This is a genomic window from Streptomyces sp. NPDC002144 (assembly GCF_053593695.1).
On the sequence record NZ_JBSFDB010000002.1, the window covers coordinates 219052 to 234643 of the forward strand.

Annotated in this window: 14 protein-coding genes; 1 reads left to right on the forward strand and 13 read right to left on the reverse strand. The window is 72.3% G+C overall.

Annotated elements, in window-relative coordinates:
* From ACWCQ1_RS03450 to ACWCQ1_RS03475, 6 genes are all read right to left on the reverse strand, one after another.
* Entirely contained in the window at nucleotides 1-1554 is a 1554-nt protein-coding gene (locus ACWCQ1_RS03450; protein ID WP_451025734.1) for an acyl-CoA synthetase, read from the reverse strand.
* Entirely contained in the window at nucleotides 1551-2660 is a 1110-nt protein-coding gene (locus ACWCQ1_RS03455) for an NAD(P)H-dependent flavin oxidoreductase (protein WP_133048440.1), read from the reverse strand. The genes ACWCQ1_RS03450 and ACWCQ1_RS03455 overlap by 4 nt, the downstream gene beginning before the upstream one ends.
* A 117-nt stretch (nucleotides 2661-2777) precedes the next feature.
* On the reverse strand, nucleotides 2778-3227 hold the full coding sequence (locus ACWCQ1_RS03460) for a DUF7144 family membrane protein (protein ID WP_358600285.1): 450 nt from the start codon (nucleotides 3225-3227) through the stop codon (nucleotides 2778-2780).
* A 33-nt stretch (nucleotides 3228-3260) separates the two neighbouring features.
* Complete coding sequence (locus ACWCQ1_RS03465; RefSeq protein ID WP_133048438.1) at nucleotides 3261-3728, reverse strand: PLD nuclease N-terminal domain-containing protein; 468 nt, start codon at nucleotides 3726-3728, stop codon at nucleotides 3261-3263.
* 78 nt (nucleotides 3729-3806) lie between these two features.
* Entirely contained in the window at nucleotides 3807-5156 is a 1350-nt protein-coding gene (locus ACWCQ1_RS03470; protein ID WP_358600288.1) for a hypothetical protein, read from the reverse strand.
* 71 nt (nucleotides 5157-5227) lie between these two features.
* Nucleotides 5228-5893, reverse strand: coding sequence for an HdeD family acid-resistance protein (locus ACWCQ1_RS03475; protein ID WP_358600291.1), 666 nt, complete (start codon nucleotides 5891-5893; stop codon nucleotides 5228-5230).
* Between the two features lie 177 nt (nucleotides 5894-6070).
* On the opposite strand from ACWCQ1_RS03475, the gene ACWCQ1_RS03480 reads away from it, so the two are divergent.
* Nucleotides 6071-7480 carry a DUF2252 domain-containing protein gene (locus tag ACWCQ1_RS03480; protein ID WP_358600294.1) on the forward strand — a complete coding sequence of 470 codons (1410 nt, stop codon included), beginning with the start codon at nucleotides 6071-6073 and terminating at the stop codon, nucleotides 7478-7480.
* Nucleotides 7481-7492: 12 nt separating this feature from the next.
* On the opposite strand, the gene ACWCQ1_RS03485 is transcribed toward ACWCQ1_RS03480, so the two are convergent.
* The 7 genes from ACWCQ1_RS03485 to ACWCQ1_RS03515 form a co-directional block, all read right to left on the reverse strand.
* Nucleotides 7493-7693, reverse strand: a complete 201-nt coding sequence (locus ACWCQ1_RS03485) for a hypothetical protein (protein ID WP_133048434.1) — start codon at nucleotides 7691-7693, stop codon at nucleotides 7493-7495.
* Between the two features lie 44 nt (nucleotides 7694-7737).
* Nucleotides 7738-8256, reverse strand: a complete 519-nt coding sequence (locus ACWCQ1_RS03490) for a hypothetical protein (RefSeq protein ID WP_358600297.1) — start codon at nucleotides 8254-8256, stop codon at nucleotides 7738-7740.
* A gap of 16 nt (nucleotides 8257-8272) precedes the next feature.
* The gene (locus ACWCQ1_RS03495; protein WP_133048432.1) at nucleotides 8273-9901 is read right to left on the reverse strand and encodes an MFS transporter; all 1629 of its coding nucleotides are present in this window, start codon (nucleotides 9899-9901) and stop codon (nucleotides 8273-8275) included.
* A gap of 105 nt (nucleotides 9902-10006) precedes the next feature.
* The gene (locus ACWCQ1_RS03500) at nucleotides 10007-10798 is read right to left on the reverse strand and encodes a class I SAM-dependent methyltransferase (RefSeq protein ID WP_451025735.1); all 792 of its coding nucleotides are present in this window, start codon (nucleotides 10796-10798) and stop codon (nucleotides 10007-10009) included.
* Nucleotides 10795-12372 (reverse strand): phytoene desaturase family protein, encoded by a 1578-nt coding sequence (locus ACWCQ1_RS03505; RefSeq protein ID WP_207929978.1) that lies wholly within the window; start codon nucleotides 12370-12372, stop codon nucleotides 10795-10797. Before ACWCQ1_RS03505 ends, ACWCQ1_RS03500 begins: the two co-directional genes overlap by 4 nt.
* Before the next feature lie 66 nt (nucleotides 12373-12438).
* Nucleotides 12439-14679 carry a tetratricopeptide repeat protein gene (locus ACWCQ1_RS03510; protein ID WP_451025736.1) on the reverse strand — a complete coding sequence of 747 codons (2241 nt, stop codon included), beginning with the start codon at nucleotides 14677-14679 and terminating at the stop codon, nucleotides 12439-12441.
* The gene (locus tag ACWCQ1_RS03515; protein WP_133048429.1) at nucleotides 14661-15584 is read right to left on the reverse strand and encodes an oxygenase MpaB family protein; all 924 of its coding nucleotides are present in this window, start codon (nucleotides 15582-15584) and stop codon (nucleotides 14661-14663) included. Before ACWCQ1_RS03515 ends, ACWCQ1_RS03510 begins: the two co-directional genes overlap by 19 nt.
* Nucleotides 15585-15592 lie beyond the last annotated feature (8 nt).

Below are 15592 nucleotides of genomic sequence, written 5' to 3' on the forward strand. Positions count from 1 at the left end.
TCACACCGGACGGGTGCGGCCCTCCCAGTAGGGGTCCCGCAGCCGGCGTTTGTACAGCTTGCCGTTGGGGTCGCGGGGCATCTCGGCGATGAAGTCGACGCTCTTGGGCCGTTTGTAGCCGGCGAGTTGTCCGGCGCAGTGGGCGAGGAGGTCGGCGGCGAGGTCCGGTCCGGGTTCATGGCCCGGGGCCGGTTCCACGACCGCCTTGACCTCCTCGCCCCAGTCGTCGTGCGGGATGCCGAAGACGGCGGCGTCGGCGACGGCCGGGTGGGCGAGCAGGGCGGACTCGATCTCCGCGGGGTAGATGTTGACTCCACCGGAGATGATCATGTCGATCTTGCGGTCGCGGAGGAAGAGGTAGCCGTCCTCGTCGAGGTAGCCGAGGTCGCCGACGGTGAAGAAGTCTCCGATGCGGTTCTTCTTCGTCTTGGCCTCGTCCTTGTGGTAGGCGAAGCCGCCGGTGTTCATCTTCATGTAGACGGTGCCGAGTTCGCCGGGCGGCAGCCGGTTGCCGTCGTCGTCGAACACGGCGAGTTCGCTGATCGGCCAGGCCTTGCCGACCGTGCCGGGCTTCTTCAGCCAGTCCTCGGCGGTGGCGAAGGCGCCACCGCCCTCGCTGGCCGCGTAGTACTCCTCGACCGAGTCGCCCCACCAGTCGATCATGGCCCGCTTGACGTGGTCCGGGCAGGGGGCCGCGCCGTGGATGGCGTGCCGCATGGACGAGACGTCGTAGGACCGCCGTACCGGCTCCGGCAGGGCGAGCAGGCGGTGGAACTGGGTGGGGACCATGTGCGTGTGGGTGCACCTGTGGGTGTCGATCAGACGGAGCATCTCCTCGGGCGTCCACTTGTCCATCAGCACGAGGCGGTGCCCGATGTGCAGCGACGCGCCCGCGAACTGCAGTACCGCCGTGTGGTAGAGCGGCGAGCAGACCAGGTGGACGTTGTCGTCGAACGGTTTGATGCCGAAGATGCCGAGGAAACCGCCGAGATACGCCTCCTCGGGGCGCTTTCCGGGCAGCGGGCGGCGGATGCCGCGGGGACGGCCTGTGGTGCCCGAGGTGTAGTTCATGACCCAGCCGAGCTCGCGGTCGGAGGGCGCCGACTCCGGCTGTCCGTCGAGGAGTTCGGCGTAGGGCCGGAAGCCCTCGACCGTGCCGACGGCGTAGCGGTGGCTCGCCGGTAGCCCGGCCTCGTCGGCCGCGTGGCGGGCGGGGGCGGCGAAACGCTCGTGGGAGATGAGCACCTTGGCGCCCGAGTCGGCGACGATCCAGCCGATCTCCGGACCGACGAAGTGGTGGTTGACCGGGACCAGGTAGAGGCCCGCCTGGCTGGCGGCCAGGTACGCGGTGAAGAACTCGGGGCCGTTCGGGAGGACGACCGCGAAGGCGTCCCCGCGTTCGAGGCCGGCGGCGCGCAGGCCATGGACGAGCCGGTTGGTTACGGCGTGCAGGCGTCCGGCGGTCCACTCCTCGCCGTCGGGTGCGATCAGCACCGTGCGGTCGGGGTCGTGGGTGGCCTGGGCCCAGAATCCGGCGGGGGGCGTGCTGGTCACTTGCCGCTCCTTCCGGCGATGCGGTTGACGCGGTCGACGGCTTTCTCGAAACCGCGGGTGAGGTCGTCGAAGACGGCCTGGACACTGCGTTCGCTGGTCATCCGGCCGACGATCTGCCCGACGGGCGTGCCGAGCAGGGGCGCGACCTCGTACTTCTGGATGCGGGTGAGGGCTTCGGCGACGAGCAGGCCCTGCAGGGGCATGGGGAGGGTGCCGGGGCCGTTCGGGTCGTCCCAGGCGTCGGTCCACTCGGTGCGCAGTTGCCGGGCCGGTTTTCCGGTCAGGGCGCGGGAGCGGACGGTGTCGCCGGATCCGGCGGCGAGCAGTTTCCTGGTCACCGCGGGCGAGGACATGTCGGCCTCCGTGCAGGTCAGCCAGAGGGAACCGAGCCATACGCCCTGGGCGCCGAGGGCGAGCGCGGCGGCGACCTGCTGTCCGCTGCCGATGCCGCCGGCGGCCAGCACCGGAAGAGGGTCGACGGCCTCGACGACCTCGGGGGTGAGCACCATGGAGGCGATCTCGCCGGTGTGCCCGCCGGCCTCGTAGCCCTGGGCGACGACGATGTCGATGCCGCCCTCCTTGTGCTTGACCGCGTGCCGGGCGCTGCCCGCGAGGGCGGCGACGAGGACGTCGTGCTCGTGGGCGCGGGCGACGACGTCGGCGGGCGGGGAGCCGAGGGCGTTGGCGAGCAGCCGTATCGGATAGTCGAAGGCGACGTCGAGCTGGGTGCGGGCGACCTGCTCCATCCACCCGGTGATGCGCCACCCGGACGCCTCCCCCTCGGCCAGCTCGGGCACGCCGTACTTGGCGAGGGTGTCCTTGACGAACTGCCGGTGCCCTTCGGGGATCATCGCCTCGACGTCGGCCTCGGTGACGCCCTCCACCTTCTTGGCGGGCATGACGACGTCGAGGCCGTAGGGCTTGCCGTCGACGTGGGCCTCGATCCAGTCGAGGTCGCGTTTGAGGTCGTCGGGGGCGGTGTAGCGGACCGCGCCGAGCACACCGAAACCGCCGGCCCGGCTGATGGCCGCGGCGACGGCGGGGAACGGCGTGAAGCCGAAAATGGCGTGCTCGACTCCCAGTGTGTTGCTCAGCTCCGTCTGCATGGGCGCAGGATGCCGCAGTCCTCCGGCCGACGGAAGACTTTTTCTGACGCTCCATCAGACTTCTGCGGCGCCGGGCCCCTTGGGGGGCGCCGGCGCCGGTCCGCTGCCGACGGATCGTCAGATGTCGTGCCCCGGGCGCTCGAACGGGTCGAAGGACTCGTCGTCCTGCCGGACCACGCACAGGGCCCAGATGATGAATCCCGACATCGCGATCATCACGACCGACCACACCGGGTAGTACGGCAGCGAGAGGAAGTTGGCGATGATGATGAGCGCGGCGATCCCCACTCCGGCGACCCGCGCCCACGTCATGGCCTGGAACAGCCCGAAGCTGACGAGCACGCCGACCGCGCCCAGGATCAGGTGGATCCAGCCCCAGCCGGTGAGGTCGAACTGGAAGACGTAGTTGCGGGTGTTGACGAAGATGTCGTCCGAGGCGATCGCCATGATGCCCCGGAAGACGTCCAGCAGTCCGGCGATCATGAGCATCACGGCCCCGAAGGTCATCAGCCCGCCGGCCCAGGCCTGCCTGGTCGCGTGCGCGTGTGCGGGGTGTGTGGCGGTCATGGTGCTGCCTCGATTCCTGTCGTCCGGTGTGCCTCAGAGGTGGCCGGCGGACGAGCCGACGCCACCCGCGCGGTCGGGGGCCCCTGAACCGCTGAGGACCAGTTCCTTGGCCCGGCGGTAGTCGTCGTCCGTGATGTCGCCGCGGGAGCGCATCTCGGACAGCTTGGCGAGATCGTCGACACTGCTGGTGCCGCCGCCCTTGGCCGTCTCCCGGACGTAGCTGTCGAAGGCGTCCTGCTGTGCGCGCGCCTGTGCGATCTCCCGGCGCCCCATGTTCTTGCCCCGCGCGATCACGTAGACGAAGACGCCCAGGAAGGGCAGGACGATGACGAACACCAGCCAGCCGGCCTTGCCCCAGCCGCTCATCTCGTCGTCGCGGAAGATGTCGACGACGATCCGGAAGAGCAGGACGAACCACATGATCCACAGGAAGAACACCAGCATGGACCAGAAGACGCTCAGCAGCGGATAGTCGTACGCGAGGTACGTCGGCGCGTTCATGGCTCTCCTTCGTCCCGGGCGGCCGCCCGGCCGCCGGTTTGTCTGCTTTCAGCGTGGGCACGGCAAGCCGGTCGGGCATCACCCCGCGCGGGTGAGTCCGGAGGGCGCGTCGGCCGCCGGAGCCACGGCGGCGGCGACCCGCACGGCGAAAAGGACGGCGAGCACGAGGCCGAGCACGAGGATCACCCCGCCGACCGTGGGGTGGTTCCACAGCACCAGGGCCAGGGCTCCGGCGCCGATCACCAGGCCGGTGATCCACTTCCCGTGGGTGTCCAGCCACCGTCCCGTGCCGCCCGTGCGCACTCCGGCCCGGCCCAGCGCCCGCCCGGTGGCGGTGGTGCCGCGCCGGGCGAGCCCCCGCAGTCGGCGGGCGACCCGGCCAGGGCCGTGCAGATAGGCGGCGAGCGCCGTGATCACGGCGACGACCAGAAGCGTCCGGGTGCTGTCGCGCAGGAAGCGGACGAAGGTGTCGTAGATCGCCGCGGCGGCGTCGGTGGGCAGCGTGTCCGAGGGGACCGAGTCCAGGTAGACGCGTCGCAGGACGGCCAGCGCGACGAGCAGCACCACCGTCATCACGCCGATGCCCGAGGCCGTGATCAGCAGCATCAGCCGGTGCGCCGGAGCGGCCCACACGGCGCAGGCGGCCGTGACCAGGGTCAGTACGGGCAGCCAGGTGCCCAGGACGTCCAGCAGCCGCATGCCGTCCTGGGCCCTGCCGAGCTGCTCGGTGCGGAACAGGGTGATCGTCCGGTCGCTGTCCGGGATGGCGGCGGCCTTCTCGAAACCGGCGTCGACGAGCCGCTGCCGTACCTGGTCGACCACCGGGCCCAGGTCGAGCTGGACGGTGTCGCCCTCGGCACGCAGCGCACCGCTCCTGTCGCCGGTCAGCATGCGCACGACGGCGGCGTGGGCGCGGCGGTTGGAGCCCTCCCATGCCTGCCGGAAGGCGTCACTGGTGATCACGCGGCTCACGTTGCGGTGGACGACGCCCGTGACCGCGGAACGCAGAGGGCCGGCCAGCGCCGTGGAGCTCTCGACGACACGGGGCGGGGCTCCCGACTTCCGCAGAGCGGTGGTGAGCGAGGCCGTGAGCGCGTCGACGTCGAGGTTGGAGACGACACGGTGGGTCAGCCGGTCGATGAGGACGTCCTGCACGGCCGGGTCGGAGGCGAGGGGCGCCACCGTCCGGACGTAGCGGGCGGTGTCGGCGACCTCGTCGTGGACCCAGGCCGCCACCAGGGCCAACGGTGTGAGCAGCATGGTCAGCACCAGCAGGACCGTGGCCACGGCGTGGCGGAGATGCCGGTGGCGGACGGTGGCCGCTCGGCGCAGCCGCCGGTACTCGGCGTGCTCGTCGGCGGTCAGGACGTGAGCGGCTTGCGCGGTGCCGCTGTCGGCATGTGGTGCGGAGACCTTGTCGGTACCCATGGGTCCCCCCCTGTCGTATGCGGCGGGGGCTCCTGGGACGAGGAGACCGGCCCGCGGGCCCCCGACTGTTGTCAGTCAGGTGCGGCGGGCCCGCCCCGGTTCGCCGCCAGGGCCCTGTGCAGAGCGCTTCGCCAGGCCAGGGCGAGGGCGAGTTCGGCCACGCCGAGCAGGACCAGCCACACTCCGAGCAGCCGGGTCAGGGCGCGGGCCGAGTCGGTGGGCGTGGCCAGCACCAGGATTCCGGCTACGCAGGCGAGCGCCGCGGCGCCCAGGACGAAGCCGCGGTGCGGGAGGTCCCGGGCGGCCAGCGCGGTGTACGCCGTCAGGATGCCGCCGACCAGCCAGACCGCCCCGACGATCAGGGACAGCGTGGCGACGGTCTGCAGCGGGTGGCGCAGGCACAGCACACCCGCCAGCACGAACAGCACCGCCACCAGCAGGGCGGGCAGGCGTTCGCCGTGCTCGCGGCGGGAGAAGGCCGTGACGAACCGGAACACCCCGCCCACCAGCAGGTACAGCCCGATCAGCACCGCGAGGACGTGCAGTGTCTCGTCCGGCCACACCAGGACGATGACGCCGGGCACCAGAGTGGCGATCGCCGAGGCGAGGATCCAGGTCCACGATCCGCCGAGACCCGCGAGGACGTCCGCCGGGTCGCCGGGCGGGGCGGGCCGCGCCTGCTCGCCGGGCGGGTACCCCGGTGCGGTACGGGGTGCCGGGTCACGCGACACGGTCATGGCGCCTCCTCGCGTGATCGGGTGGACCGCGACGGCCGCCGGCGAGGCCGTGCGCGCGGGACTCCCACCCGGCCAGCGTCCCGCCCGCCACCGGTCGCCGGGTCACCCCTCGCGGGTGATCCCTGTGCGCGGGTGCGGCGGTGAGGTGGGGTGAGAACCCGTTCCGGAGGTGTCACCATGTCCGCACACAGCCCGTTCACGTCCACCCTGTCGGTGCCGGACAGGGTTTCCTACGGCAAGAGCGAGCGCGGCCGTCTCCCGCGTTCGAGCCACGGCCGGTTCGACCCCGGGCCGGAGCGGCCGGACCCGATCGCCGTGATAGAGCGTCAGTCCGCCACGCGGGTGCCCGAGTTGGTACCGATCCGCTACGGCCGGATGCTCGAGTCGCCGTTCCGCTTCTACCGCGGCGCCGCCGCCATCATGGCGACCGACCTGGGCGCACTGCCCCACAGCGGTCTGCGCGTGCAGCTGTGCGGGGACGCCCATCTGCTGAACTTCCGGATGCTGGCCTCTCCGGAACGGCACCTGGTGTTCGACATCAACGACTTCGACGAGACGTATCCCGGCCCCTTCGAGTGGGACGTCAAGCGCCTCGCGGCCAGCTTCGTGATCGCGGCCCGCGCCAACGGATTCCCGACCGCGGAGCAGGACCGCGCCGTCCGGGTCTGCGTGCGCACCTACCGGGAGCGGATGCGGGAGTTCGCCGGCATGCGCACCCTCGACATCTGGTACGCCCTGGACGACGTGGACAAGCTGCGCGGACTGATGGCCTCCTCGATGGACAAGAAGGAGCGCCGCCGCACGGCACGCGCGGCGGAGCAGGCCCGCACCCGCACCCATATGCAGGCCTTCGCCAAGCTCACGCATGACACCCCCGAGGGCCGGCGCATCGCCCCGGACCCGCCGCTGATCACCCCGTTCGAGGACCTGCAGACGGAGCCGGGCGAGGAAGGGCGTGAGAAGGAGCTGCACACCCTGGTCGAGGACTACGCGCCGACGCTGTCCTCCGAGCGCCGGCACCTTCTGCGCCACTACCGCCTGGTCGACATGGCCCGCAAGGTGGTGGGCGTCGGCAGTGTCGGCACCCGCTGCTGGATCCTGCTGCTGCTCGGCCGCGACGACGACGATCCCCTGCTGCTGCAGGCCAAGGAGGCGCAGGAGTCGGTCCTCGCGGCCCACGCGGGCGGCGAGCGGTTCGACAACCAGGGCCGCCGGGTGGTGACCGGGCAGCGGCTCATCCAGACGACCAGCGACATCTTCCTCGGCTACACCCACGTCGTCGGCCTCGACGGCCAGGAGCGGGACTTCTACGTACGACAGCTGCGGGACTGGAAGGGCATCGCCCGGCCCGAGACCATGGACCCGGACATGCTGAACCTGTTCGCTCAGGTGTGCGGGGCCTCGCTGGCCCGGGCCCACGCCCGTTCCGGCGATCCCATCGCGATCGGCGCCTACCTGGGCTCCGGCGACGGCTTCGACCGCGCGCTCGTCGGGTTCGCGCAGGCCTACGCCGACCAGAACGAGCGGGACTACGCGGCGCTCCGGGTCGCCGTGGACTCCGGCAGGGTCACCGCCGAGACACTCTGACACCGCAACCGGTCACTCGGGCACCTGACACATCTCGACCACACGCAGCCCAAGAGACTGGCAGCGGGTCAGCAGCCCGTACAGCTGTGCCTCGTCGACGACCGGGCCGTACAGCACGGTCTGATCCGACATCACCACGTGATCGAGTTCGGGGAAGGCCGCGGTCAGGGTCGTCGACAGCTGACCGTCGATGCGGATCTCGTAGCGCTGCATGAGCCGGCCTCTCTCTGAACGGATGATCCCGGTGGGGCGGGCGTTCAGTGCGTCAGAAAGATCTTGAGCATGATGATCAGCAGACCGAGCACCAGGTTGACCACGGCGGTCGCGGTCACCAGCGGCCAGCCGGCGCCGGCGCGCCGGGCCGCCGCCATCGACCAGCCAATCTGACCCGCGACGGCGACGCAGAGCGCCAGCCAGAGTGCGCCCTGGATGTCCAGGCCCAGCAGCGGGCTGACCGCCACCGCCACGGCCGGCGGCACCGCCGCCTTGACGATCGGCCACTCCTCCCGGCAGACCCGCCAGACGACCCGGCGGTCGAGGGCCTGCCGGGCCAGCCGGGCGCCGAACAGCTGGGCGTGCACATGCGCGATCCAGAACGCCAGGCCGGTCAGCAACAGCAGCAGCACCAGTTCCGGGCGCGGGAACGAGTCCTGCGTGGCTGCCCCGACCACCACGGACGCGGCGAGCATGGAGCCGTAGACGCCGCCCGTGTAGTCGGAGGCGGCCCGGTGCTCCACGCTCCGAGCCCCCGGCATGATCCGGTCCGTGCGGGACATGACGGCCGCCCCCTTCTCAGCTCGTGCCGCCGACGGCCTGCGCCGCCGTTCCTGCCTTGGGCTGCCGGGCCCGCGCGGCCGGGGCGCCCGGCAGGCCCGGGGTGACCAGGAAGCTCGCGAGGGTGATGCCGCCGGCGGCGAGGATCGCCGCCTTCAACCCCTGGAGCTGGGCGGCGGCGTACGAGTCCGTGAGCGCGTCGACCTCGCCGGGTGGCAGTCCCGCGCGTTCGGCCGCCGTGTGCACCTGGTCGGTGGAGACGAAGCTGATGCCGGACTCGAGGGCCACGCTCGTCTCGTGACGGGCCTGGTCCGACAGCTGCGGGTTGTTCTCCACCTGGGTGGTGAAGGCGTGGGCCAGTGCGCCGATGAGCAGCGAGCCGATGAGCGCGGTGCCCAGCGCCGAGCCCAGGTTCTGGGCCGTGAACTGCAGCCCGCCGGCCTCACTGCGCTCCTCCTCACCGGCGCTGGACTGCACGACGTTGCCCAGCTGGGAGGCGAGCAGCCCCATGCCGATGCCCAGCACGGCCATGGCGCCGGCGAACTGGGCGTCGTCGATGTCCGGGTCGATCGTGGCCAGCAGCCAGATGATCGCCCCGGTCAGGGTCAGCAGCGCCAGCCGGACCACCCGGCGCGGGCCGATGACGCGCCCCAGCCGGGAGGCGACCGTGGAGGACGCGAGCATGGTGATGGAGACCGGCAGCAGGCGCAGCCCGGTCTGGAACGCGTCGAAGCCCTGCACCACCTGCAGATACAGGGGGATGGCGAAGAACAGGCCCAGCAGGATGAGGTTCTGGCTGAGCAGCGTCAGCAGCCCGGACCGCAGGGCCGGCCGGCGCAGCAGCACCAGGTGGACGAGGGGATCGGCCGCACGGGCCTCCCTCCGGTGCTCCCAGCGCACGAAGACGCCCAGGACTCCCACTCCGGCGCCGATGACGAACAGCGTCGGCGCGAAGCCGAACACGGTGAAGGGCGGGTTGCGGGGCTGCACCCAGCCCCAGGAGCCGCTCTGCAGCACGCCGAGCACGCCCAGGCCGAGGCCGGCCGCAGACAGCACGGCGCCGACGACGTCCAGATGCGGGCGCGGCCCGCTCCGCGGGACCTCCGCGATCGCCTTCCGGAAGAGCAGGACGGCGATGACGACCACGACCTCCCCGGCGAAGACCAGCCGCCAGGTCAGGTACGTCGTCACCCAGCCGCCCAGCAGCGGGCCTACCGCGATCCCCGCGCCGGCGAGTCCGCCGATGACCCCGTAGGCGACGGCCCGCTCGCGTCCCCGGTACGACTCCGCGACCAGGGCCGCCATGGCCGGCAGCACCATGGCGGCACCGAGCCCTTCGATCACCGACCAGCCCACGGCGAGGACCCACAGGGTGGGCGCCAGAGCGGTGATGAGGGATCCGGTGCCGTAGACGGTCATGCCGAGCAGGAACACGCGACGGCGGCCCCACATGTCCCCGAGCCGACCGCCGATGATCATGAATGCGGCCATGACCAGGGCGTACAGCGTGATGACCGCCTGGATGGCGGTGACCTCGGTGTCGAAGTCCTTGACCAGCTGGCTGATGGAGACGTTCATGACGGAGGTGTCCAGCACCATCAGGAACTGGGCCGTCCCCAGAACGATCAGAGCGCGCCAGTGTCGCATGATGTCCACCTCGCCGAAGTCGGCCCCCGGGCGCAGGTTCCGCCCCTCCCATGGGAGCCGGTGGACCGCCCCGCCGCCTCACCCGCTGCGGGCGAGACGCGGTGGTCACGGCAGGTGGACGCTTCGCCCTGTCGTCGCGCGCGCCGTCAGGACGGGCTGGTAATAGCCGCTGCTCCCGGGGGTGTGCCAGGTGACGTCCGTGAAACCGGTCCGGGTCGCCGCGTCCGCCACCTCGTCCCGGGTCGCCGCCCGGGAGGTGGTCCGCCGTACCCGCACCTGCCAGCCCCCTCCGTCGGGTACCAGCTGGAAGTACTCCTGGTCGTAGCGCTCGCCGTCCTCGTGCCAGTGCCAGAGCTGGAAGGTGATCGACCGGCCGTCCGGACCGCGGGAGACCTGGGGCGGCGAGGAGGCGGGACGGGTGCGGCGCAGCTCGTCGTAGTCGCGGAGGGTGAGCAGGAGCAGGCCGTCGTCCCTCAGGACGCGCCGCATGGCGCCGAGTGCCGCCGTCACGTCGCGGGCGGTCAGCAGGTGGGCTAGGGAGTTGTCGGCACAGACGACGACATCGAAGGCGGCCGTCCTGAAAGGGAGTTGCCGCATGTCCGCCGCCACGGCCGGAAGGTTCGTCCCGCGGGACTCGGCCTCGGTGGCGGCACGAGCGGCGGCCACCGGGCTCAGGTCGCTGCCGACCACCCGGTGTCCGGCGCGGGCCAGGCCGATCGCCTGGGTGCCGATGCCGCAGGCGCAGTCCAGCAACCGGTGCGGACCCGGACCGAGTTCGCGACGGATCATGGGGTCCAGCACGGCCGCCTGCCGGGCCATGCTCGCCTCCCAGTCCGGGAAGACGCGGTGGTAGTCGGCGGCGAGCGAGTCGTAGAAGTCCCGTGCCGAACCGGTCACTCGCCGGTCGCCCCCAGCACCGCCATCGCCGCGTTGTGCCCCGGCACACCGCTCACTCCCCCGCCGCGCACCGCCCCCGCACCGCACAGCAGCACGTTCGCGTGCCGGGTCTCCACACCCCAACGTCCGCTGTCCGTAGCGGAGTAGGGCCAGGAAAGCTCCCGGTGGAAGATGTTGCCGCCGGGCAGCCGCAGGTCGCGCTCCAGGTCCAGCGGGGTCTTCGCCTCGATGCAGGGGCGGCCGTCGGCGTCGGTGGCGAGGCAGTCGGCGAGGGGTTCGGCGAGGTGGGCGTCGAGCTGGGCGAGGGTCGACTTGAGGAGTTCCTCGCGCACGGCGTCGTTGTCCCGGTCGAAGAGCCGGGCCGGGGTGTGCAGGCCGAACAGGGTGAGGGTCTGGTAGCCCCGCTCGACGAGGTCGGGGCCGAGGATCGTGGGGTCGGTGAGCGAGTGGCAGTAGATCTCGGAGGGTGGCGCGAGGGGCGGTCGGCCGGCGGCGGCCTGGGCGTGGGCGGTGGCCAGCTGCCGGTAGCCCTCGGCGATGTGGAAGGTGCCGGAGAACGCCTCGCGGGGGTCCACCGACTCGTCCCGCAGCTTCGGCAGCCGCTTGAGCAGCATGTTGACCTTGAGCTGCGCGCCCTCGGCGGGAGCGGGCGGCGCGTCGCCGGTCAGCTCGGCGAGGGCCTGCGGGGAGGCGCCCACCAGGACGTGCCGGGCGGCGACGGTGCCCTCCCCGTCGGCCGTGCGGTAGGTGATCTCGGCGGTTCGGCCGTCCGTGTCGATCCGTACCGCCTCGTGCCCGGTGGCGAGGACGGCACCCGCGTCGCGGGCGGCGCCGGCCAGGGCGTCGGTCAACGCGCCCATGCCGCCGACCGGCACGTCCCAGGCGCCCGTGCCGCCGCCGATGACGTGGTAGAGGAAGCAGCGGTTCTGTACCAGGGACGGGTCGTGGGCGTCGGCGAAGGTGCCGATCAGGGCGTCGGTGAGGACCACGCCCCGCACCAGGTCGTCGGCGAAGCGATCCTCGATGGCCACGCCGATCGGTTCCTCGAACAGGGTCCGCCAGGCTTCGTCGTCGTCGATGCGCCGGCGCAGCTCCTCCCGGTCCGGCAGCGGCTCGGTGAGCGTGGGGAAGACCCGCTCGGCGACGCGGCCGGTCATGCCGTAGAAGCGCTGCCAGGCCTCGTACTCCCGCTCGGAGCCGGTCAGCCGGGCGAAGGCCTCGCGGGTGCGCCGCTCCCCGCCGCCCACCAGGAGTCCGGTCGCCCTTCCGTCCCGTTCGACGGGTGTGTACGAGGAGATGGTGCGGGCGCGGACCCGGAAGTCCAGACCGAGATCCCGGACGATCTTCTTCGGCAGCAGGCTGACCAGGTACGAGTAGCGCGACAGGCGTGCGTCTACCCCGGCGAACGGACGGGTGGACACCGCGGCTCCGCCGGTGTGCTCCAGCCGCTCCAGGACCAGCACGGAGCGCCCGGCCCGGGCCAGGTAGGCGGCGGCGACCAGGCCGTTGTGCCCTCCGCCGACGATCACGGCGTCGTAGGTGCGGTGCGTCGCGGGTCCCTCGTGTGCAGACATGCTTCTTGGTAACACGCGATGATCGTCAGCGGCCAGGGGTGTACGGCGATACGGACCCCGGAGCGCTCAGCCTCCGTGGGAGGCCCGCTGCTGGCGCAGTGCCGCCACCCGGCGGTACAGCTCGACGGCCTCGGCGCCCCGGCCGAGTTGTTCCAGGCAGTGTGCCTCGTCGTTACGGCTGGCGAGGGTGTCGGGGTGGTCGGGGCCCAGGACGCGCTCCCGGGCGGCGGCCACCCGGCGGTATTCGGTCAGGGCGTCGGCCCAGCGGCCCAGCCACCCCAGACCGACGGCCACCTCGCGGCGGCTGACCAGGGTGTCGGGGTGCTCGGGGCCGAGGACGCGCTCGCGGATCGCGCAGACGTCGCGGGACTCGGCGAGGGCCTCCTCCCAGCGGCCGAGGCGGCCGAGGTTGACGCCGAGGCCGTGGCGGGCGCGCAGGGTCTCGGGGTGGGTGGGGCCCTGGACGCGGGTGCGGTCGTCGATCAGCTCGCGGTACAGGGTGAGGGCCTCCGCGCTGCGGCCGAGGCGGCCCAGACTGATGCCGACCTCGTAGCGGGCGGCGAGGGTGTCGGCGTGGTCGGGGCCGAGGGCCCGGGCGCGGGCCTCGGCGACCTCGCGGTAGGTCTGCAGGGCCTCCGGCCAGCGGCCCAGCTGGCCGAGCGCGTAGGCGACCTCGTAGCGGGTGACCAGGGTGTCGGGGTGGTCGGGCCCGAGCACCCGGGCGCGGGCGGCGGCCACCTCGCGGGCCATGCGGTAGGAGTCCTCCAGGCGCCCGAGTCTGCTGAGGTTGAAGGCGAGGTTGTGGCGGCAGCGCAGGGTGTCGGGGTGGTCCGCGCCCATCCCCCGCTCACGTGCGGCGAGCACCGACTTGTACACCTCGTGGGCGTCGAAGTGGCGGCCCAACTGGCCCAGCACGTACGCCATTTCCTGGCGGGCGGCGAGGGTGTCGGGGTGGTCGGCGCCCAGGGCGCGGGTTCTCGCGGCGGCCACGTGCTTGTACTCCTGCAGCGCCTCCGCGGCGCGGCCGGTGCGGCTGAGGGTGAAGGCGACCTCGTAGCGGCTGGCGAGGGTGTCGGGGTGGTCGGGGCCGAGCAGGTGGGCGCGTTCGGCGGCGACCGCCCGGTGCACCTCGCCGGCCTCCGCCCAGCGTCCGAGTCTGCCGAGGCTCAGTCCGGCGTTGTGCCGTCCTACCAGGGCGGCGAGCGTCTGCGGGGACGGAGCGGAGGGCCGGTCGGGCGCCGGCTCCTCCACGTGGCCGGTAGCCGGCCGGGCGATCCACTCGCCGGTCAGCCCGGCCCCGGCGTCCGGCGGGGTGGTGCTCAGCCCGGCTCCGGTGGCCTTGTGGCCGGTGGTCATGCCGCGCGTCCAGGACGGCAGGCGGGCCTCGCGGGAGGGGGCCTGCTCGGGCGGCCGGAGCACCGGCTGCGGGGTCACCACGGTGGGCACGTACGCCGGTGTCGTCCGGCCCATGTTGATCCGCCGGCCCAATTCGCGGGCGTCGTGCGGGCGTTGTTCGGGGCGTTTGGCCAGCAGGTCGAGGATGACCTTGTCGAGGTACTCGGGCAGTTCGGGGCGCCGGCTGCGCGGCGGGCGGGGCGGGGTGTCGCGGTGGCCGACGAGGATGGCCCAGGCGTCGTCGAGGTCGAAGGGCGGGGCGCCGGTGGCGATCTCGTAGAGCACGCAGCCCAGCGAGTACAGGTCGCTGCGCTGGTCGACCTCGGAGCCGCCGATCTGCTCCGGGGACATGTAGTGCGGGGTGCCCATCGCGATGCCGGTGCCGGTGAGCCGGGAGGTGAAGCCGATGTCGTGGCCGAGGCGGGCGATGCCGAAGTCGCAGATCTTCACCGTGCCGTCGGTGAGCCGCATGATGTTGGCGGGCTTGAGGTCGCGGTGCACGATGCCCTGCCGGTGGGTGTAGGCGAGGGCGGCGGAGACCTGGTCGGCGATGTCCACGACGTCGGCCACCGGCAGCGGGTGGTGCTGGTTGTCCTCCAGGAGCTGGCTGAGGTTGCGGCCCTCCAGCAGCTCCATCACGAGATAGAGGACGCCGTCGTCCTCGCCGAAGTCGTGCACCACCGTCACCCCGCGGTGTTGCAGCGCGGCGGCCACGCGGGCCTCACGCCGGAAGCGTTCCCGCAGGACCCGGGTGAAGGCCTGGTCGTGGTGGGGGCCGAGAGGCTTGAGGCACTTCACGGCGACATGCCGGCCCAGCGACTCGTCCCGGGCCCGCCACACCTCGCCCATCCCGCCCCGCCCGATCAGGTCGAGCAGCCGGTACCGGCCGTGGATCAGCCTGCTGTCCCCCATCTCCCGCGATCGCCCCCCGTACGGTTCGCCCCACCCACCCCTGGCTCGTCCAGTATGGCCAGCTGTCGTCCGAGTTTGTACGGTGCGGGGCGCGCGCCCGGGCCGAGGCGTGCCATGGCGCGCAGGATGTGTTTGGGCGGGAGTTGCCAGCGCACACGTGCGGGAACGCAGCGCAGCAGGGTGCCCGTGGCACGCAGGCGCAGGGTGACGGTGGCGGGTTTCGGGGCCGGTCTGCCGTACAGCTCGTGGGCGTACGGCGGCAGGGCGGCGTACGCCAGGTGCGCCACGCGCCGCCACAGCACCTCGCGCGCCGGGACGAGAAGGGGATGCGTCGGGGGGCGGAGCAGGAAGTCGTCCACTTCGCGTGCCTCGGGTCCGACGGCGAGCTCGGGCCGGACCTTCTCGAAGTAGGCGTTCATCTCTTGCTGGTTGGCGGGTACGGCGTCGGGGTCGAGGCCCACCAGGCGGGCGCTCGCCCGGTGTTCGCCGATGTAGCGGTCGGCCTCGGCGTCGGTGAGCCGGAACCCGGAGCGGCGCAGGACCTGGAGATAGGAGTCGATCTCGGCGCAGTGCACCCACAGCAGCAGCGCTGGTTCGTCGACGCCGTACCGCTCACCGGTGTCCGGGTCGGTGGCCGACAGCATGCTGTGGATCTTGCGGACGCGGGCGCCCGCGCGTTCTGCGGCCTCGGTGGTGCCGTAGGTCGTCGTGCCCACGAAGTCGGCGGTCCGCATCAGCCGCCCCCAGGCGTCCTTGCGGAAGTCCGAGTTCTGCATGACGCCGCGCACCGCGCGCGGATGCAGGGCCTGGAGGTACAGCGCGCGGATGCCGGCGACCCACATCATGGGGTCGCCGTGCATCTGCCAGGTCACGGAGTCGGGGGTGAACAGCCCGGGATCGCCCATGACCGCAG

What these genes read in the sequence shown, in the direction of transcription:
- ACWCQ1_RS03515 (WP_133048429.1), bottom strand. Translation starts at nt 15,584, where the DNA reads ATGGGCGATCCCGGGCTGTTCACCCCCGACTCCGTGACCTGGCAGATG.
- ACWCQ1_RS03485 (WP_133048434.1), bottom strand. Translation starts at nt 7,693, where the DNA reads ATGCAGCGCTACGAGATCCGCATCGACGGTCAGCTGTCGACGACCCTG.
- ACWCQ1_RS03470 (WP_358600288.1), bottom strand. Translation starts at nt 5,156, where the DNA reads ATGGGTACCGACAAGGTCTCCGCACCACATGCCGACAGCGGCACCGCG.
- ACWCQ1_RS03490 (WP_358600297.1), bottom strand. Translation starts at nt 8,256, where the DNA reads ATGTCCCGCACGGACCGGATCATGCCGGGGGCTCGGAGCGTGGAGCAC.
- ACWCQ1_RS03510 (WP_451025736.1), bottom strand. Translation starts at nt 14,679, where the DNA reads ATGGGGGACAGCAGGCTGATCCACGGCCGGTACCGGCTGCTCGACCTG.
- ACWCQ1_RS03480 (WP_358600294.1), top strand. Translation starts at nt 6,071, where the DNA reads ATGTCCGCACACAGCCCGTTCACGTCCACCCTGTCGGTGCCGGACAGG.
- ACWCQ1_RS03465 (WP_133048438.1), bottom strand. Translation starts at nt 3,728, where the DNA reads ATGAACGCGCCGACGTACCTCGCGTACGACTATCCGCTGCTGAGCGTC.
- ACWCQ1_RS03495 (WP_133048432.1), bottom strand. Translation starts at nt 9,901, where the DNA reads ATGCGACACTGGCGCGCTCTGATCGTTCTGGGGACGGCCCAGTTCCTG.
- ACWCQ1_RS03505 (WP_207929978.1), bottom strand. Translation starts at nt 12,372, where the DNA reads ATGTCTGCACACGAGGGACCCGCGACGCACCGCACCTACGACGCCGTG.
- ACWCQ1_RS03460 (WP_358600285.1), bottom strand. Translation starts at nt 3,227, where the DNA reads ATGACCGCCACACACCCCGCACACGCGCACGCGACCAGGCAGGCCTGG.
- ACWCQ1_RS03455 (WP_133048440.1), bottom strand. Translation starts at nt 2,660, where the DNA reads ATGCAGACGGAGCTGAGCAACACACTGGGAGTCGAGCACGCCATTTTC.
- ACWCQ1_RS03475 (WP_358600291.1), bottom strand. Translation starts at nt 5,893, where the DNA reads ATGACCGTGTCGCGTGACCCGGCACCCCGTACCGCACCGGGGTACCCG.